The sequence below is a fragment of the Thiorhodococcus fuscus genome (genome assembly GCF_042682685.1).
Classification (GTDB): domain Bacteria; phylum Pseudomonadota; class Gammaproteobacteria; order Chromatiales; family Chromatiaceae; genus Imhoffiella; species Imhoffiella fuscus.
In genome coordinates this window covers 88,946-107,653 of record NZ_JBHUHX010000013.1, presented here as the reverse complement: position 1 = coordinate 107,653, position 18,708 = coordinate 88,946, and the positions used below count along the sequence as shown (strand labels likewise).

At 63.1% G+C, this 18,708-nt stretch carries 14 protein-coding genes; 3 read left to right on the top strand and 11 right to left on the bottom strand.

What is annotated here, in order from left to right; genetic code table 11:
• The 6 genes from ACFSJC_RS06535 to ACFSJC_RS06510 form a co-directional block, all read right to left on the bottom strand.
• The coding region (locus ACFSJC_RS06535; protein WP_386024898.1) for a cache domain-containing protein at positions 1 to 1,913 on the bottom strand (1,913 nt) is incomplete at its 3' end.
• A gap of 94 nt (positions 1,914 to 2,007) precedes the next feature.
• Positions 2,008 to 4,233 (bottom strand): chemotaxis protein CheA, encoded by a 2,226-nt coding sequence (locus ACFSJC_RS06530; RefSeq protein WP_386024895.1) that lies wholly within the window; start codon positions 4,231 to 4,233, stop codon positions 2,008 to 2,010.
• Between the two features lie 10 nt (positions 4,234 to 4,243).
• Positions 4,244 to 4,555, bottom strand: a complete 312-nt coding sequence (locus ACFSJC_RS06525; RefSeq protein WP_386024892.1) for an STAS domain-containing protein — start codon at positions 4,553 to 4,555, stop codon at positions 4,244 to 4,246.
• A gap of 15 nt (positions 4,556 to 4,570) precedes the next feature.
• Positions 4,571 to 4,939: a response regulator gene (locus ACFSJC_RS06520; RefSeq protein WP_386024889.1), complete on the bottom strand. Its 369-nt coding sequence runs from the start codon at positions 4,937 to 4,939 to the stop codon at positions 4,571 to 4,573.
• Between the two features lie 98 nt (positions 4,940 to 5,037).
• Positions 5,038 to 6,240 (bottom strand): methyl-accepting chemotaxis protein, encoded by a 1,203-nt coding sequence (locus tag ACFSJC_RS06515; RefSeq protein ID WP_386024886.1) that lies wholly within the window; start codon positions 6,238 to 6,240, stop codon positions 5,038 to 5,040.
• A complete protein-coding gene (locus ACFSJC_RS06510) occupies positions 6,227 to 6,628 on the bottom strand; it encodes a response regulator (RefSeq protein WP_386024883.1) in 402 nt (133 codons plus the stop codon). The genes ACFSJC_RS06515 and ACFSJC_RS06510 overlap by 14 nt, the downstream gene beginning before the upstream one ends.
• 290 nt (positions 6,629 to 6,918) lie before the next feature.
• Here ACFSJC_RS06510 and ACFSJC_RS06505 point away from each other — a divergent pair, with 290 nt between their 5' ends.
• Both ACFSJC_RS06505 and ACFSJC_RS06500 read left to right on the top strand, forming a co-directional pair.
• Entirely contained in the window at positions 6,919 to 7,767 is an 849-nt protein-coding gene (locus ACFSJC_RS06505; RefSeq protein WP_386024880.1) for a substrate-binding domain-containing protein, read from the top strand.
• 5 nt (positions 7,768 to 7,772) lie between these two features.
• The gene (locus ACFSJC_RS06500) at positions 7,773 to 8,804 is read left to right on the top strand and encodes a GGDEF domain-containing protein (RefSeq protein WP_386024877.1); all 1,032 of its coding nucleotides are present in this window, start codon (positions 7,773 to 7,775) and stop codon (positions 8,802 to 8,804) included.
• Here the strand turns inward: ACFSJC_RS06500 and ACFSJC_RS06495 are convergent.
• The 5 genes from ACFSJC_RS06495 to ACFSJC_RS06475 all read right to left on the bottom strand — a co-directional run bounded on the left by ACFSJC_RS06495 (position 8,801) and on the right by ACFSJC_RS06475 (position 15,079).
• Positions 8,801 to 9,433 (bottom strand): response regulator, encoded by a 633-nt coding sequence (locus ACFSJC_RS06495; RefSeq protein WP_386024874.1) that lies wholly within the window; start codon positions 9,431 to 9,433, stop codon positions 8,801 to 8,803. The genes ACFSJC_RS06500 and ACFSJC_RS06495 overlap by 4 nt on opposite strands.
• Positions 9,430 to 12,228 (bottom strand): PAS domain-containing sensor histidine kinase, encoded by a 2,799-nt coding sequence (locus ACFSJC_RS06490; protein WP_386024871.1) that lies wholly within the window; start codon positions 12,226 to 12,228, stop codon positions 9,430 to 9,432. Before ACFSJC_RS06490 ends, ACFSJC_RS06495 begins: the two co-directional genes overlap by 4 nt.
• A 201-nt stretch (positions 12,229 to 12,429) precedes the next feature.
• Complete coding sequence (locus ACFSJC_RS06485; protein ID WP_386024868.1) at positions 12,430 to 13,437, bottom strand: S49 family peptidase; 1,008 nt, start codon at positions 13,435 to 13,437, stop codon at positions 12,430 to 12,432.
• On the bottom strand, positions 13,434 to 14,141 hold the full coding sequence (locus ACFSJC_RS06480) for an HAD-IA family hydrolase (protein WP_386024906.1): 708 nt from the start codon (positions 14,139 to 14,141) through the stop codon (positions 13,434 to 13,436). The genes ACFSJC_RS06485 and ACFSJC_RS06480 overlap by 4 nt, the downstream gene beginning before the upstream one ends.
• Positions 14,142 to 14,152: 11 nt before the next feature.
• Positions 14,153 to 15,079 carry an RluA family pseudouridine synthase gene (locus tag ACFSJC_RS06475; RefSeq protein ID WP_386024904.1) on the bottom strand — a complete coding sequence of 309 codons (927 nt, stop codon included), beginning with the start codon at positions 15,077 to 15,079 and terminating at the stop codon, positions 14,153 to 14,155.
• Between the two features lie 700 nt (positions 15,080 to 15,779).
• On the opposite strand from ACFSJC_RS06475, the gene rne reads away from it, so the two are divergent.
• On the top strand, positions 15,780 to 18,674 hold the full coding sequence (gene rne, locus ACFSJC_RS06470; RefSeq protein ID WP_386024865.1) for a ribonuclease E: 2,895 nt from the start codon (positions 15,780 to 15,782) through the stop codon (positions 18,672 to 18,674).
• Positions 18,675 to 18,708: the final 34 nt, after the last annotated feature.

Below are 18,708 nucleotides of genomic sequence, written 5' to 3'. Positions count from 1 at the left end.
GCCGCCATGCCGTCGGTCACGTTGGCGTTCTCGGTGTTCTGCGCCACCGAGGCCGATATCTGCTCCATTGAGGCCGAGGTCTCTTCCACGCTCGCCGCCTGTTCGGTCGCACCTTGCGAGAGCGACTGTGCGGTCATGCTCACCTGATCGGCCGCCGAGGTCAGGTCGTCGGCGGTGCTGCGCACGTCGCGCATGGTCTGGGCCAGCTTCTCGACCGTGTTGTTGACGGTGCCGCGCAGCTCCTCCAGACGACCCTTGTACTGAGTCTGGATGGTCTCCGAGAGCTCGCCGTTCTCGATCAGGGCGAGGATGCGCATCACCTCGTTCACCGGGCCGATCACCGCGTCCAGGGTCGCGTTGATGCCCTCGACGATACGGCGGAAATCGCCACGATGGTGCGAGGCATCGGCGCGCTCATCGAGCCGGCCTTCCAGGGCCGCTTCCGACAGGCTGCGGGTGTCCGCGATCACGGACTTGATCGCCTCGATACTGGTATTGACGGCGCTGGAGATGGCGTCGAAGGTCGCCTTGACCTCCTGGGTGTCGGCATCGGCCGCATCGGTCAGGATCTGGAAGTCGACATCGCCTTCGGCAAGCTTCGTCAGCCCCGCGACCAGCTTCTGCGTCTCCGTCCTCTGATAGTCGGAGATCTTTCTCGCCACCCGCTCGTTGCGCTTGACCTGGGTCTGATCGACGATGAACTCGAAGGCACCGACCACGGTGCCTTCGCGGTCGACCAAGGGGAAACTGGAATAGGCGATATCCATGTCGTTGCCACCGGGATGGGCGTCGGTCTCGCTCGATGCGATCTGTCCGTTATTCATGGCGCAGGCACTGGCGCATTTGGCCGACTGACAGTCACCGGTCTTGAACTGGTCGTAGCATTTGGTGCCTACCAGCTGAGCAGCAGAGACCTTGCCCCCCATCTTGGCGCCAAGCTCGTTGATGTACTGGATGTTGAAATCGCAGTCCAAGATCATGGCCGGTGCCGGCATCAGGTCGAGGAAACCGACCAGACGATCCAAGGTGGTATTGATGCCCTCCACGATCTGGCGGTATTCGCCCGCATGCTGACGGGCATCGGCGCGCTCGGAGAGACGACCGAGTTCAGTCTCCCTGATCAAGCGGCGCGTATCGGCCGACATTGCACGCAAACTGTCCTGAACCTTGCCAACCGCACGCAGAAGCTGACCGGTTTCGTCGCGGCTGGTCGATTCGATGTGCATGCTGAGATCGCCTGCGGCGAGCTGGTCGGCGGCCTCGACCGCGCGCCCGATGGGACGCACGATGGAGCGCGCGATGACCAGAGCGAAGGCGAGCAGCATCAGAGTGGCGACGCCCGCGATCGTGCAGAGCACCAAGGCAACGCCCCAGAAGGTCGCGTTCAGGTCGTCGATATAGGTACCCGTCCCAACCACCCAACCCCAAGGGGCGTACAGGTGCGCGGTGGACAGCTTGGCGGCGGGTTCGGCATGCCCCGGCTTGGGCCACAGGTACTCCAGGAATGTCCACTCGCCGGATTTGCCGATATCGACCAACTCTCGCAGAACAGCCACGCCATTGCTGTCCTTCACCTCGGAGACATCGGAGCCCTCCAGTTCCGGCTTGACCGGCTGAACCAGCATCCGATAGTTCGTATCCAGCACGAAAAGATAGTTGTCTCCCTCATAACGCATGGCCGAGAAGGTCTGCTTAGCGGCAGCCCGGGCGGCCTCGGGCGTCAGACTCCCGTTCTGGACCTGACGTTCGTAATACTCGAGCGAGCTGACGCCCAGCTCGACCAGGTTTTGCAACTTGTCTTCCTTCTCATGGAGGATGGACGAGCGCAGGATGTCCAGAGAGACACCCGTCAGAACGATGAGCACGACCAAAGCGCTGGCTATCAATAGATAGAGCCGCGTTCCAATGCGCATATTGAAACGCCTTGCCCCAGCTTGAGGCTGAGGAGACAGGGAGTTGCTGGTCGAATGTTGTTCCATGGTGTTACCTGGGAATGGCTGATGGATATCAAACGAGGTCGGTCGCGCTCTCTGCGTAAGCACCAACATCACGCTGGACGGCCACGCGGATGAGCTCCTGAACATCCAGGATCATTGCGACCTCGCCGCCGCCGAGGATGGTGGAGCCGCCGAAGAAGCCGCGCAGATGGCTCAACAGGCGTCCCAGGGGCTTGATCACGGTCTGGAACTCGCCCAACAGGTGGTCCACAACCAGCCCCACACGCTGGCCGGCGTATTGGATAACGACGATGTTTTGACGGCGTGGCGGACTGCCCTCGACACGGAAGATCTCGCGCAGACGCAGGAAGGGCAGCACCTGTCCGCGGAGATTGATGTAGTCCCTGTCCTGGGTCTCGGACGGGTCGCACTTCATGCACTCGACCACGCAATCGAGCGGAATGATGTAGGCCCCCTCGCCCACCCCGACCAGGAAACCGTCGATGATGGCGAGTGTCAGCGGCAGACGGATGGTCACTCGGGTGCCCTGTCCGGGACGGCTGTCGAGACTGATGATGCCGCGCAGTGCGTCGATGTTGCGCCGGACCACGTCCATGCCGACCCCGCGCCCGGACAGGTTGGTCACCTGCTCGGCAGTGGAGAAGCCGGGCTCGAAGATCAGGTTGTCGATCTCATGGTCGTTGAGCATCTGTCCCGGTTGAACCAGCCCGCGTTCCTGCGCCTTGGCCAGGATGCGGGCGCGGTCGAGACCGCCCCCATCGTCGACGATCTCGATGACGATGCTACCGGACTCGTGATAGGCGTTGAGCCTCAGGGTGCCCTTGGCCGGTTTGCCCGCCTTGATGCGCCGCTCGGTCGATTCGAGCCCATGGTCCATGGCGTTGCGCACCAGATGCATGAGCGGATCGCCGATCTTCTCCACGACGGATTTGTCGAGCTCAGTCTCGGCCCCGGTGATGACCAGATCGATGTCCTTGCCCAGTTCCTGGGAGACGTCGCGCACCACGCGGCGAAAGCGGTTGAAGGTCTCGCCGATCTCGACCATGCGCAGCCGTAAAGCACTGTCGCGGATCGACTCGACGAGACCGCCGATGGTCGTGTTGGCCTCGACCAGGGTGCGATTTCGGCTACGCCGCGCCAAGGTCTCGGCGGCGGAGCCGGCGATGACCAGTTCGCCGACCAGGTTGATGAGTTCGTCGAGCTTGGCGGCGTCGACCCGGATCACCCGGGCCTCGCGTGTCTTGGCCTCGCGTGTACGCCGCTGCTTGTCCAGGGCCGCGTCCACCAGTTCCTGCTGGACGACCTCGCGCTCGACCAGAATCTCGCCGAGCGGCTGGACCGGCTGGACCGGCTGGTCCTCGGACATTTCGTCGAGCGTCCCCGCGCCGCCGGCCTGGATGCGCAGCCCCTCTTCGAGCTCGCGCTCGGTGAGCGTTCCGCAGGCGACCAGGATCTCGCCCAGGCGCACCGTGTCCTCGGGAAGGTCTTGGATCAGATCCAGATAGGCGCCAAGCTGGCTGCTGGGGGGCAGAATTCTCAGGGTACAGTCGGACTGAACGAACTCGAAGGCGTCCTCGATAGCCCCTTTCGTCAGATCGCCGGCGAGGCGCATCTCGAAGCCCAGATAACAGATCTCGGCATCCATTTCGTCGCCCGAAGGCATCGCGTCGGCGATCACCTCGACATGGACGAGTTCGCCGAGCGTACCCAGATAGCGCACGAAGGAGAGCGGGTCGAAACCGTTGCGCAGCAGCTCTTGATCGAAGCGCACCGAGACGTGCCAGGTGACATTTTCCACCCCGGTGGCGCCGACCGCCGGGGCGGGTCCCTTTGATTCGGATGCAGCCGAGACCGGCTCGGCGGCCTCACCCGCTTCGAACGAATGGTCCAGATAGACCTCAAGACTGGCGGCCAGCCCCATACCCGCCGTCAGCATGTCCTCGCTCGGCGATTCCTCGCCCGCGTCCACGGCATCCATCATGCTGGAGATATGATCCCGGCAGCCGAGCAGAAGCGCGATCAGCGTGTCGTCCACCTCGACCTCGCCGTCCCGAACTCGATCCATCAGGCTCTCGGCGACATGGGTGAAGCCGACGACATGATCGAGCCCGAACAGACCCGCCGCGCCCTTGATGGTGTGCATGGCGCGGAACACGGCGTTGATGGCGTCCGCATCGCTGGGAACCGTCTCCAGGGTCAGGAGCGCATCCTCCATCGCGGCGAGCAGTTCCCGACTCTCCTCGATGAAGGTTTGCTGGGCGTTGTCCAGGTTCATGTCTCGCTCCTCAGGGGTTGGATTCCAGAGCGCCGGCAACGTCGAATCGGGTCGTCAGGTTGCAGAGCTGCAAGACGTCCAGCACCGATGCGCTCGGGTCGAGCAGACGCAGCGACGTTCCCATGCTCTCCGCCTCCCGCTGCGCCAGAAGCAGCAGTTGCAAGCCGGCAGTATCGACTTCAGTCACGGCGGACAGATCGAGCGTGGGGAATTCCTTGGCCCGGCTCAAAAATTCGAGGATGCGCAGCTTGTTCTCGGCGGCGCCATAGATGTTGAGCTCGCCTTCGAGCGCCAACGCGGGATGGCTTTCGGTCTCGCTCATGACGGACTCCCCGCCTTACGGCAGCACCAGTTTGGACACGGCTCCGAGCATCTGCTGAGGCTGGAACGGCTTGACGATCCAGGCCTTGGCTCCGGCCTCCTGCCCGCGCTGCTTCTTGTCCGCAGCCGACTCGGTGGTCAACATGATGACGGGCGTGAATTTGTAAGAGGGGTGGGCTTTCACCTGTTTGACGAAGGTGATGCCGTCCATGTTGGGCATATTGACGTCGCTGATAATGAGATGAATCTTGCGTCCGTCGAGTTTGGTGAGTGCGTCTTTACCATCGCAGGCATCTACAACGTCGTAACCCGCTCCCTTCAAGGCGATCGTAACGACCTGACGCACGCTCGCTGAATCGTCCACGATCATGATCGTTTTGCTCATCTCAGACTCCACTTCTTCGGATAGGCCGTCCGGCGACGACCGGTTCGTAAAAATACTTGCGGTAAAACGATTTGGCCCTAAGCGCTTCACGCGCTCCGTCAGAAGAAGGTGATTTCGGCGCTTTCACTCGACCCGCTCCTGGAAGCTCCGTGATGATTGTCCATCTGTTCGGCCGTGGTGTATGTGCGGCACAGCTCATCCAACCAGCCGGCGGCATCGATCGCGAGGCATCGCTCGCCACGCGCGCGCTGTTCCTGCACCTCGTCCAAGCGCGCCCCAAGGCGTGCCATGTCGCCGGTGGCCTGCCCGAGGATCTGGGTCACGCGGTCCTGGAACTGCAGCCCGACCAATACCTCGGCGATCTCGTTCTGAATCGCCGCACCCACCTCGCGGAGCAGCTCGGCCGAACCGGCGAGTCCGTCCGCACCCTGCTCGAATTTGTCGACCACGCCGTGGATGGCCTGCTCGGCGCCCTGCACCAATTGCGCGTCCTGTTCGGCGTAGCGCGCGGCGGTATTCTGGGCGAGCAGAATCGCCTGATTGATCGACTTGACTCGGTCGGCGATCTGTTTGCCGGTGTTGCCCGAAATGGACGAGAGGTTGCGCACCTCGTCGGCAACGATGGCGAAGCCGCGGCCGGCCTCTCCCGCGCGGGCGGCCTCAATGGCAGCGTTGAGCGCCAACAGGTTGGTCTGGTCGGCGATCTTGGCCACGGCGCTGGCCATGTCCCGGAGCTCGGAGGTGAAGGTCGCCAGCTCCTGGATACGTCCGAGCATCTCGTCCTTCGCCTGCAGGGCGGTGCGCAGATTCGCCACCACCTCGGCCAGCTCCCGACGGCTCTCGGCGAGCGTCTCGACCAGACTGCCCTCGCCGTCCCCGGCCAGACCACCGGCGGTCTGGCCCGACAGCGTCATGCTCGACTCCAGGCGGTCATAGATGCCGGAGAAGCGTTGGGTCAGCCCGGTTATCGCCTCTTCGGTTTGATCACGGGCCGTTTCCACCTGCCGGCGCCAGATAGGAAGAACCTCGGAACAGAGCTGATCGAGCCCCTCGACACAAGGCGGAGACGGCGGAATCGCGGCCAGGGTCGCGGCCTCGGTGCGCTCACGCATACGCTCGAGTTCACCGCGCGCCAGGAAGGCGGTGACCACGCCACCGACAACGCCCACGACGATCACCGACACCGCCGTTATCCACTGACCACTCGCATGGACGAGCAATGCGCCGCCGCCGAATACACCGACGAGAGGTGGAATGGCTATTTGCCACAGACTGCGCAGGGTTAGCTCAAAACTCGGCATGGTTCACTCCATCTCGACCAATGTGTTGTTTCGCCCAGTAGGCGCGGTCCTCGATCAGACTCAGCAACTGCGGATAGTCCATGGATTTGTCGAAATACCAGTCGGCACCCAGGTCCAGGCTGACCCCGCGCAGTTCGGAAAGATTGCTGAAAATGGCGACCTTGGTGCCAAGCCCCCTGAGTCGCACGTCTTGGAGCAGATCCAGTCCGCTGCCATCGGGCAAGGAGATGTCGAGCACCAAGAGATCCGGCCCGAATCCGGCCAGATAATGGCGCGCCTCGGACAGATTGCGGCTATAGGCCAGAAACGACACATCGGAGAGATCCTTCAACATGTCGAACAGGCGGCGCCACACGACGAGGCTGTCATCAACGATTAGAAGACGCATGGGCAACTCGACTGGATTTCCATGGCCATCAGGATAGCCAGAAGACATCCAGCGAAATATCAGTTATGGCATAGATTTAGGACCGGATTCGACCGAATCCGCTGTCAGGCTTTTCTGACAGTGCCCAAGAAAAGCGGACGGCCGAATACCGGACGGGATCCACGGATAATCGACCGTGGTATGCTTCGAGACGCTATGCTTACAAGCCATTGGCGAGGGATGCGATGCACCAATGTGGCGCCAACGAATTCAGACTTTAGGAACGCATGCGGGCAAAGGAGGAGCTGACAATGTCCATCCAGAATCTGCGGCAGATTGCCCTGTCCTGCCTACTGGTCTGCGCCTGTTGGTCGCCCCCGGCCGAATGCGATCCGAACGCCCTTCCGATCGGCGGAACCGGTGATGCGCTCGGAATCCTGGAACAGTTGCTGGAGGCATACCGCGCCGATCGGCCCGAAACCTCGCTGAAGCTACTGGAAGGAAGCCTGGGCACCGGAGGTGGAATCCGGGCCCTAACCGACGACCGTCTGTCCATCGCCATCGCGGGACGCGATTTGAACGAGCGTGAACGCGGCTTAGGTCTGACCACCCATCCGTTCGCCAGAACGCCACTCATCCTGGTCGCCCAGCCGAAAGTCGGACGCGAGGATCTGACCACCGAGGCGCTGATCGCGCTCTATCTAGGCCGGCGTACCACCTGGTCCGATGGCAGCCGTTGCCGCCCCGTGATGCGCCCCGCCAACGATTCCGACACCCTGATGCTCGCCAGTCTCGACCCCGAACTCGCAAGCGCGATCCAGTTCGCACTGGGGCGCACGGATCTGCTGGTAACCCTCACCTCGCAGGAAAACCTGGACAGCATCGCCTACATCCAGGGAGCATTCGGCTACGCGCCGCTGGCCCAAGTGGTCAGCGAGAAACGGGACCTGCGGATACTGACATTCAACGGACAGGCCCCGAACCCCGAAGCGCTCGCCGACAGTCCCTATCCGCTCTGGATCGAATTCTCGCTCGTGACCCCTGCGGACCCGGAACCGGAAGTGCAGCAGTTCCTGGCGTTCGTCTTCTCGGCTAAGGGACGCACCATCATCGAGGCTAATGGCAGTTTGCCCATTTCAACACCGCGCTTTCCAGACTGACGCCATTGGCCAGAGGACCGCGCATCATCGCCAATCTGCTGCGCTGGGGCATCGTGACCGCAGCCATGGCGCTCATCTTCCTGATCCCGACCGTCCATTTCAGTCTGGAACGCAATTTCATCGCGGGAATCCTGGCGACCGTCTCCGAGTTCGACGCCCAGGAGATTATGGAAAAGGTGATCGCCCGCAACCCCGAGCTGTGGCGCTATGAAGAAGCCCGACTGGCCGGACTCCTGCGCCAGGAGACACTGGGCATACCGGTGCGTCAGGCGGTCTATGCCTCTGATGGCGACCTGGTCATCGGCATCGGTCGATATCCGACGCCCCCCAGTCTGAGTACCCGGATTCCGCTCCGGGATGCCGGCGTCGTCGTCGGCTCTCTGGAGACCAGTGCCTCCCTGGAGCCAGCACTGCGCACCAGCTTCGTCATCGCCTCTCTTCTCGCGGTTACCGGCACCTTTCTCATCGTCCTTTTCGAATTCATCCCGCTACGCAGACTGCGCAAAGCCGAATCGGCAGTCCAGTACATGGCCGAGCACGACCCACTGACCGGGCTACTCAACCGCTACGTCGCGGAATCCAGATTCGATCAGGAAATGAAGCGCGCCGATCGTTATGGATTCCAGCTCGCGCTGATCCTATTCGACATCGACCACTTCAAGCACATCAACGACACCTTCGGGCATACCAAAGGGGATGACGTCCTGCGTCGATTGACCAAAGCGGCGGAGGGACACATCCGGAGCACGGATGCACTGGTACGCTGGGGCGGAGAGGAATTCCTCATCATTTCGCCCCATACGGACCCGGCCATGGCCCTCACTCAGGCCGAAAAACTGCGACGCCTGATCGAACGCGAGGATTTCGGGCTCGGAGAGCGGGTCACCATCAGCCTGGGGGTCTGTGCCTGCGAGCCGGGGAGCTCGCTGCAAAGCAATATCGAGCGGGTGGACGCAGCCCTGTATCGCGCCAAATGCGCGGGCCGCAACCGCAGCGAGGAAGCCGACACGGCGGCCGAACGACAGAAATCGCTCTAGGAGACCAGCCCGCGCTCGATCGCATAGCGCACCAGTTCGGCCGCACTCTTCAGATCCAGTTTCTGCATGATGCGCATCTTGTGGGTACTGATGGTCTTGGGAGACAGATGCAATTCTTCAGCGATCTCGCTGAGCCGCTCGCCCTTGACCAGATGGAGCAGGATTTCGTATTCGCGGTCGGACAGGGATTCATGCGGCGGCGCTTCGCCCCCGACACCGGTCTCGAAGACCATGCGTTGCGCCAGATCGGGAGACACGAAATGGTCTCCACACGCCACCTTGCGCACGGCGGACAGGAGAACGTTGGGGTCGCAATCCTTGGTGATATAGCCGTTGGCTCCCGCCTTGAGCGCCCGCGCCGCCACCTGCGTCTCTCCATGCATGCTCAGGACCAGCACGGGGAGGCCCGGATGCTCCTCGCGCAGCCGTTTCAACAGCGCGACGCCACTCGGTCCGGGCATGCTCATATCTGTCAGCAACAGATCGAACGGACCGCCCCGAAGCATCTCGATCACCTCCCAGCCGTCCTTCGCCTCGGCCGCGACCTCGAACTGACCGGCCAACGCCAGAACCTGTCGAATCCCTTGACGCACCACGGCATGGTCGTCGGCGATCAGAATGCGGATCATGCGTCTCCTCGCCGCTTGATGGGCATGTTGATGGTGAGCCGCGTTCCCTCGCCAATCTGACTGTCGATCCGCGCACTGCCACCATAGATAAGGACGCGCTCGCGAATTCCCATGAGTCCGAAGGTCTTCTTGGCTCTGACCTGCGCGGGATCGAATCCTTGACCGTCGTCATGCACCTCCATGCACAGCACCTCGCCCGAAACCGAGACCCGAATGTCCACCCGGCTAGCATGGGCATGACGAATGACGTTGGTGAGACACTCCTGAAGGATGCGGAACAGGGTGGTCGCCTGGTCGTCGTCGAGCTCCAGCTCATCCGCATCGCCAACCTCCAGATGGCAGTCGACGCCCATGCGCTCGCGATAGTCGGCCGCCAACCACTCCGCCGCAGAGACGAGCCCCAGATCCAGCGCAACCGGCCGCAGCCGAGCGATGACCCGACGGGTCTCGGCGATGAGATGATCGATCAGCTCCTTCATGCTGACGAGCCGTTTCACCGCCTCTCCATTCTGCTCCGCGAGAAGCATTCCCATCAGATTGGTCTCCATGCGCAAGGCGGTCAGATACTGTCCCAGATCGTCATGGATCTCGCGGGCCATGTAGGCACGTTCGTCCTCGCGCGCCTTTTCGCGATGCGCCGTCAGCTCGCGCAGCTTGGCACGCGAACGAATCAGCTCCTGCTCCTGGCGCTTTCTGTGAGTGACGTCACGAATGGAGCACTGGATCACGGGCTTACCCAGCAGATCGAAGCGGGTCGTGCGCACGGTCGCCGGAAACACCTCGCCATCCAAACGCCGATATTGCCAGTCGAAGACACAGGCGCCGAATCGTAGCGCCATATTCATCAACTCGATCGCCCGGACCGTAGAGGGCAATCCCCCCTCCTGCTCGGGCGGAGAATAGTCCCAAAAAGAACGTGACACCAAATGAGGTTCGTCCGCCGCCTGGAACATAGACACTGCGGCCGGATTGGCGCGCACGATTTTCCAGTCGTTCGGCTCCAGGACAAGGAGCGCATCCGAGGAACGCTCGAACAGCAAACGATAGCGCTCCTCGCTCTCGCGCAGCGCCTCCTCGCCTTCGACGCGATCGGTTACATCCATGAAAAAGCCATGCCAAAGAAGGCTCCCGTCCGACTCCTGCTTCGGGGTCGCCCACCCCTCGATCCAGCACCATCCCCGGGCCGGATGCCGATAACGGAAGACCTCGCGCAACCGCCTCGAACCCTGTTGCGGCTTCCGCAACACCTGTTCGAGACGTGCCAGGTCCTCGGAATGGATCCGCGACTTCAAGGTTTCCAAATCCCTCGCCAATTCCTGCCGCGAGAGTCCATAGAGATCCTCGATCATGGGCGTACTGAACGGGATGCAGCAGACGCCATCCGGGCGGATCAGTAGGGAATGGAGGGCGCCAGGGGCGCTCTCGACGATGGAATCCAAGGTGCCACGCAGCGCGGACCGTTCTTGCAGGCCTGCCTCCATGCGCAGGTGGCTGGCAAAATCCCGGGCAATCCCGAAGATCCCGATGATGCGGCCCGCGTTGTCATGGAGCGGCCCCCGGGTCATCAGTATGACCCGCTGCCCCTGTGCGGTATCGATCAACTCCTCCTGGGTGAAAATTCCGTTCTCAGCCAAGATCCGGCGATCCATGTCCTCCAACTGAGCGACCATCGGGGCCGGATAGAGTGCGCGATAATCCTGCCCCAGCACCTCCTCGGGCGTCTTGTTCAGGAGGTTGCAGAGGACAGGGTTGAACAGCAGATAGCGTCCGTCGAGATCCCGGGCGAAGATGCCCTCTCCCGAGGTTTCGGCGATGGCGTTCAGCATATCGAGCGCGCGCAGCCTCTCGGTTTGGGCCTCGCGCTCGCGCCGGCTCGCGCCCAGCGTCTCCCCCTGTTGCATGCAGCGAAACAAGACGACCAGCCCCACCAGGGCCAGGAGGCCTGAGATCAGCGGCCAGGGGATGTGCAGAAAGGCATTGGCAGCGACGTCCTCACGATCGATCTTGGTCATGAGAAGCCAATCGGTACCTGGAATCGGCAAGGCCACGCCCATGACGGCAACGCCGGCACCATCCAATCCGTCGAGGAGTTCACCCTGCCGAGACGAATCCGCGAAGACCCGGATGCAGAGACGCTCGCTGCTCGCGAGCGGGATCCGCTGGATTGCAGCTGTCCCCGGTCCCGCCAAGCCGAGCGCTACGACTGCGTCACCGTCGCGCCGCAGCAACTGAACCTCGTCAGGAATCTCGGGCAAGGCCCAGCGCATCAGAGCGATGGCCATTTGCTCGGACGGATCCATCCGCATGACGATAAGCGTCTGATCGGTGGAATCCGGGACGGGCACGATGAAATCCAGCAGCGCGCCACCGTCCTGGCGATAGGGACCGTAGCGGACCAGTTTGGCGGTCTCCAATGCCTGTCGGGCCGTGAGGCGCAACTCGGGAGCAAGCCCTGGCGAACGACCGGTAGCGGACCAGGCGCGATCCGCCTTCAGATCCCAGAGGATGACGTCGCTGAAGCCGGTGTGTTGGCCATATTCGAACAACTGGCCCAACAGGTGGTCGCGAGCGGCGGGGTCCCCAGTCTGACGCCAGCGGCGGTAGGCATCGGAGAAGATAGAGGTGGAACGAACGAGATCCGCCTGGGCATCCTGTTCACCGAGCCAGGCGACGAACTGGCGAGTCCGCAAAGCGGCGACCGCATGTATGGAGGACACATTGATCCGATCGCCAGCCTGAAGCGCATAAAAAGCGGCGACGACCAGAACCATCAAGACGATGCATGCGCCGATCATTGCGACCCACGCCGCCCATCGACCCCGTTCCTGGGGATGGATACTCGTCTCGGAATCTCGCACTGATACCGCGTCCGTCATACCGGAATGCTCCGTCCGCCACTCTCGATCAGGCGATGCGCCGAGAACCCCATGATGGGTCAATCGTAATTTCCGAGCCCCATGTGGCGCCATGGCACTCACGCGGCACGGCCGAGCGCCTCAATGGAGAAGCCCTGCCTCCCCGAGCAGACCGAGACTTTCCAGAACCCCGTTGCCGATGCGCACACCCAGACGATTCGCGACCGAATCCAGCAGATCGCGCTTCTTCGTGTAATCCACGATCTTCTCGGCGCCGATGAGCTCGCGCGCAACATAGCTCGAACTGCCCAAGCCGTCGGCCAAACCGAGATCGACGGCCTCCTCGCCACTCCAGAAGAGCCCGCTGAAAAGTTCGTCTCCTCCTTTCAATCGGTCTCCGCGCCCCTGCTTGACCGCCGCGATGAACTGCCCATGCAGCCGATCCAACACACGCTGGATGAACTGACGCTGCGATTCGGGTAAGGGTGAGAAGGGATCGAGAATGCCCTTGTTGGCACCGGCCGTCAGCAGCCGCCGCTCGATGCCGAAATCCTCCATCAGCCCCTGGAACCCGAAGCTGTCGATCCGCACACCAATGGACCCCACCAGACTGGCCTTGTCGACATAGATCGCATCGGCCCCGACCGCGACGTAATAGCCGCCGGAGGCGCAGAGATCCACCGCAACGGCATAGACCGGCATGTCCCGGTCGTGCTCCTTCTTGTATTTCGCCTTCAGACGGGCGACCTCGTCGTTGATGTATCCCGCCTGGACCGGGCTACCGCCCGGGCTGTTGATGCGCAGTACGATGCCCTTGACATTGTCCGATTCGAAGGCGGTCCGCAGCGCCGAGATGATGCGATCGGCGCTGGCGTCCGAATCGGCCGAGATGACGCCCTTGACCTCGATCAGGGCCGTATGACCCTCGGTGGACGAGAGGCCATCCAGGACGTCATTGGAGAAGGTCGCCACCATGAGCCCGACCAGATAAAAGAGAATCAGCAGCTTGAAGGCCAGGCCCCAGCGGCGACGTGCCCGCTGGTCGTGCAGATACTCGACCGCCATACGGTTGATGAGGGCGTGCTCCCAGTCCGGCTGATCCGGCGACGGCATGGGCTCTCGATCTTTGCGCCAAAACCTCCAGCTCATCCGATGACACCTCCAGCAGTCGTGTCCCTGAGGACGGTTTCGGAACGATGTGCGCCAGCGCGCTCCAACCAGGGGCGAAGCTCGGTCAACGCATCCAGACACCCCAGTGGCGCATGGGCCACGAGACGCTCGCGCGCATGGACCCCGTACGACACCGCCAACGCACCGACACGGGCATTGCCCGCCATCTGCATGTCGTACTCGGTATCGCCGATCATGAGCGTCTCTCTCGGACTGGCGCCGAGCTCGTCCATGAGCTCGAACAGCATCTGGGGATTGGGCTTGGAGAAGGTCTCGTCCGCGCAGCGCGTGGCGTGGAAGTAGCCTTCGAGCCCGGTCTCGCGAATGGACCTGTCGAGCCCGGCGCGACTCTTGCCAGTCGCGACCGCGAGCCTGTAACCGGCCGAGACGATCCAATCAAGGGTCTCCCGCACACCAGGAAAGAGCACCGAGGGGGTTGGATCGCCGCCCAGGAAATGCCGCCGATAATGCAGGACGAGCTCGGCGCGCAACTCGGCGCTCAGACCCGGATGCAGCCTGATCATCGCCTCATCCAGGCCCAGCCCAATGATGTCGCGCGCCGCAGCGCGGGTCGGAACGGACAGATCCAGTTCGCTGAAGGCCTTCTGAATACAGGCGACGATACGCGCCTCGGAATCCATCAGGGTCCCATCCCAGTCGAAAACGATCAGCTCGAAGGCCATTCGATCAACACTCACTCAGTATTCTCCAGTACAGCCAGGAATTGCTCCAATTCATCCGGCAAGGGTGACTCTACGATCAGTGGCTGGGTCATGCTCTCGGTCTTGAAGCGCAGCGAGGCGGCGTGCAGAAAGAGCCGTGTCAGCCCCGACCGCTTGAGCTCGCGATTGATCGCCTCGTCACCGTATTTGGGATCGCCGGCCAGCGGCGTTCCCAGATGCGCGGCATGCACCCGGATCTGATGGGTGCGCCCGGTGACCAACTCGGCCTCGACCAGGGTGAACACGCGGCCCTCCGAGGTCAATCGACGCAGACGCCGAAAGATGGTGCGCGCCGGCTTGCCGTCGGCCTGGTCCACCCTGACCACCCGTTCGCCACCTTGAAGGACGTTTTTCTTCAGCGGCGCGTCCACCACCAGCTTCTCGCGCGCCAGGTCGCCGACGAAGAGCGCCCGATAACGCTTGGTCATGCCATTCTCGCGAATCAGCTGATGCAACTCGCGCAATGCGCTGCGGCGCTTGCTGATCACCAGACAGCCGGAGGTCTCGCGATCGAGCCTGTGAACCAATTCGAGTTCGCGGCCGGGACGTGCCTGTCGCAGCGACTCGATGAGCCCGTAGCTCAAACCGCTACCGCCGTGTACGGCGATACCGCTGGGCTTGTCGATCACGAGCAAACGCTCGTCCTCGAACAGCACGCCGCGCTCGATCCGTTCCATCTGGGACCGTGGCGCCTGACCTGGACGCTCCGGTGTCGCCGTTCTCAGCGGAGGGATCCGCACCAGATCGCCCGCCTGCAGACGATGACTGGCCTTGACGCGCCCCTTGTTGACCCGCACCTCTCCACGGCGGAGCACGCGATAGAGATGACTGCGGGGAACGCCCTTGATGAAGCGTAAGAGAAAATTATCGATTCGCTGACCGTCGGACTCGGCGTCCACCTCGACGAGTTGCGCCGAAACGGCATGCCCCCCATCTTCCGAGGGCGAGGAACGAAGCGTCGAACCATCGACTGACGCGATCTTGGACTGCGAAATGGAGTGTGAACGTGGGGATTTCAACGGGGTCTGAACCTGCCCTGTGGGCTCAATTGCTGCTATTGGAGTTCGCTGATACCATTAGCTCCTTGCGCTGGCCAGTGGAATCGAGATCTTTTCCCGGAGCGGCGAGTGCATCCAGAGAATCGTGTCGGACAGCCCACTCATCAGGCACCGAGGCGATCCTCGGGCCATCTACCGGCATCCGACACCTGACCATGCCGCCCGCAGGGCCGCGAGGTGCGTCCAGCGAACTCGCGACGTCGAGTGGCGCAGATTCTACACCCAGCGAATTCCCCACGGCGTGCCCCCAGGCAATCCAGCGCAGCCGGCGCCATCTCAGCCGCTCCGTATCGAGCCCGTCGCCATCAGGTCACGGCTCAACAAACGCGGGTGTCCATCGGGACCCGTAAACGATAGTTCATGTGCGCGTGCCCGTTGCCGCCGTCCAACTTTATTGGGCCGCACGGACAGTGCCGACGCCGTTGGCTCCGGGAATACAGAGCCGGATGGCGACGCGCCAAACCTCCCGCAGGATCCAGATCGGATCCCTGGCGAGGCGCAACCACGGGTCACGCGCCGTGGTGTGTGAGTAAGGAACAACATGAAAAGAATGCTGATCAACGCGACTCAGCCGGAAGAGTTGCGCGTCGCGACCGTCGACGGCCAGTTACTGTACAACCTCGACATCGAGTCACCTGGCCGGGAACAGAAAAAGGCCAACATTTACAAAGGCATCATCACCCGAGTCGAGCCAAGCCTGGAGGCGGCCTTCGTCGACTACGGAGCGGAGCGTCACGGCTTCCTCCCGCTGAAGGAGATCGCCCGAGCCTATTTCGAGCCCGATAGCGTCAAGCCCGGATCGCGCACCAACATCAAGGAGGCGGTGCGCGAGGGACGCGAGGTCGTCATCCAGATCGACAAGGAGGAGCGCGGCAACAAGGGCGCCGCGCTGACCACCTTCATCTCGCTCGCCGGTCGCTATCTGGTCCTGATGCCGAACAACCCGCGCGCCGGGGGCGTCTCGCGCCGAATCGAGGGCCAGGACCGCAGCGAGCTGCGCGACGCCATGAGCCAGCTCGAAATCCCGGAAGACATGGGACTCATCGTGCGCACCGCAGGCGTCGGCAAGAACGTCGAGGAACTGCAATGGGACCTCGACTACCTGCTCCAGCTCTGGAAGGCGATCGTCGCCTCCAGCGAAAGCCGCAAGGCCCCCTTCCTCATTTACCAGGAAAGTGACGTCATCATCCGCTCGATCCGCGACTATCTGCGCGTGGACATCGGCGAGATCGTGATCGACGACCGCGCGGTTTACGAGCGGGCCGAAAATTTCATCAAGCAGGTGATGCCGCAGAACCTCAAGAAGCTGCGTCTCTACCAGGACGAGGTCCCGCTCTTCACCCGCTACCAGATCGAAACCCAAATCGAATCGGCCTTCCAGCGCGAGGTGCGCCTGCCCTCGGGCGGATCCGTCGTCATCGACCACACCGAGGCACTGACATCGATCGACATCAACTCGGCGCGCGCGACCAAGGGCGCGGACATCGAGGAAACAGCGCTCAACACCAACCTGGAGGCGGCCGACGAGATCGCCCGCCAGTTGCGTCTGCGCGACCTCGGCGGTCTCTTCGTCATCGACTTCATCGACATGACCCCGCCCAAGCACCAGCGCGAGGTCGAGAACCGGCTGCGCGAAGCGCTCAAGCAGGACCGCGCACGCGTCCAGGTCGCCCGCATCTCGCGCTTCGGCCTGTTGGAGATGTCCCGCCAACGGCTGCGTCCCTCGCTCGGCGAATCGAGCCAGCAGGTCTGTCCGCGCTGCAAAGGCCGAGGCGCCATCCGAGGCGTCGAATCCTTGGCCCTGTCCATCCTGCGCATCCTCGAAGAGGAGGCGATGAAGGACAACACCCAGCGCATCATGGCCCAACTGCCGGTCAGCGTCGCGACCTTCCTGCTAAACGAAAAGCGCCGGGCGATCCTCGAAATGGAGCAGCGCCAGCGCGTCGAGATCCTGCTACTGCCGAACGAGAACATCCAGACGCCCGACTACCAGATCGAGCGCGTCCGCACCCAGGATGCCGACAAGCAGACCGAGGAGCAGCCCCAGCACAGCTACGAGCTGACCACCGCGCCCGACGCCACCCCGACGCCCCATTACGCGAAATTGGGCCAGCCGGTGCGTATCGAGGAGCCGGCCGTCAAACAGGTCACCCCGAGCGCGCCCGCCCCGCAGCGCGCCCCCGTCCAACCCCCGCACCCCATGCCGACTCAGCCGCGACAGGACACCGAACGTTCGGAGCCCGAAAGCCTGCTGAAACGCATCTGGACCGGTCTGTTCGTCTCGCGCATCAACGACTCGGATTCCGCGACGGGGCCTTTGAGCTCGAACTTCCCCAACAATAGCCGACTCGACCGCCCCTATGGTGGTTACGAGAGCGACCGAACCAACAGCCGCGAGTCCCAATCCACACAGACCGACGCCAGCCCGGAAGCGCCCTCGAAGAGCGAGCGAGCCGAGTCGAGCCGTCCGACGCACCCACGTGAAGAGCGCCGGCGCGAAGAGCGTCAGCGCACCCCACAGGCACGCTCCGAGACCAAGGTGTCCGACACCTCGCGCCGCTCGCCGGACGGTCGCGGACGCAGCAACGAGCCAAGCGAGCAGGCCGAGGGCGAGGATCAGTCGCGCGGCAATCGTTCGCGCCGCGGATCGCGTGGCCGAGGTCGGCGCAACGGCGATACGCGCAACACGGCAGGCAAGCTCGCCGAAGGCGATAACCGTCAACCGCCCGCCGAAGGCACCGATGACCAGGGACCCGCCCCATCCCAGGACTCGGGCACCGAGGCGCGCCCGCCCCGCAAACGGACATCGGCGGAGGATTCGAGCTGGAATCAGGATTCGACCGACATCCAAGACAGCGAGGAGACTCAAGAGAACGACCCCACGCCCGGCAACGAAACGAACGCCGAGGCGCGACCGGGCGGCGAGCGTCCGCGTTCGTCGCGACGCCGCCGCGGCGGTCGCAATCGTCGCCGCACGCCCGCCTCGGGAGCCAGCACCTCTTCCGATTCCAATCAGGAGGATCAACAAGAGGACTCGCCGAGCCCCGAGACGGTCCAGACCGAGCCTAAGCCCGCGCCTCGGGCGGCTCGACCGGACTCGAAACAGGAATCCACCGAGCAGCCCAAGACCGACGACGCCGAGGCGGCACCGGCCCAAAAACCTAAACGCCGAGAACGGCAAGAGATGCCGGCCGAATCGCCCCGCGACCAGACGGAGCCGCAGGCCATGCTGCCCGCGCCTCCGCCGGCCGCCGCATCACCCTTGATGGTGGCGCCAGAGCCGGTCCGGCAGGAACCACAACCGGCCCAGCCCGAGCCGAAGGAGGCCCAGCCGGAGCCCAAGCCGGTCGTCAACCCCGTCGTCCACGCAACCTCGCCTACCCCCGAGCCGGCTCCAGCGCCACGCGATGCAGGCCAGACGCCGGATACGCACTGAGTCCAGCCTTCGGGACACTCGGTAGACGCCAATC

Coding starts and splice junctions, on each gene's coding strand:
- ACFSJC_RS06530 (WP_386024895.1), bottom strand. CDS start 4,233: ATGAACCTGGACAACGCCCAGCAAACCTTCATCGAGGAGAGTCGGGAA.
- ACFSJC_RS06525 (WP_386024892.1), bottom strand. CDS start 4,555: ATGAGCGAGACCGAAAGCCATCCCGCGTTGGCGCTCGAAGGCGAGCTC.
- ACFSJC_RS06520 (WP_386024889.1), bottom strand. CDS start 4,939: ATGAGCAAAACGATCATGATCGTGGACGATTCAGCGAGCGTGCGTCAG.
- ACFSJC_RS06515 (WP_386024886.1), bottom strand. CDS start 6,240: ATGCCGAGTTTTGAGCTAACCCTGCGCAGTCTGTGGCAAATAGCCATT.
- ACFSJC_RS06510 (WP_386024883.1), bottom strand. CDS start 6,628: ATGCGTCTTCTAATCGTTGATGACAGCCTCGTCGTGTGGCGCCGCCTG.
- ACFSJC_RS06505 (WP_386024880.1), top strand. CDS start 6,919: ATGTCCATCCAGAATCTGCGGCAGATTGCCCTGTCCTGCCTACTGGTC.
- ACFSJC_RS06495 (WP_386024874.1), bottom strand. CDS start 9,433: ATGATCCGCATTCTGATCGCCGACGACCATGCCGTGGTGCGTCAAGGG.
- ACFSJC_RS06490 (WP_386024871.1), bottom strand. CDS start 12,228: ATGATCGGCGCATGCATCGTCTTGATGGTTCTGGTCGTCGCCGCTTTT.
- ACFSJC_RS06485 (WP_386024868.1), bottom strand. CDS start 13,437: ATGAGCTGGAGGTTTTGGCGCAAAGATCGAGAGCCCATGCCGTCGCCG.
- ACFSJC_RS06480 (WP_386024906.1), bottom strand. CDS start 14,141: ATGGCCTTCGAGCTGATCGTTTTCGACTGGGATGGGACCCTGATGGAT.
- rne (WP_386024865.1), top strand. CDS start 15,780: ATGAAAAGAATGCTGATCAACGCGACTCAGCCGGAAGAGTTGCGCGTC.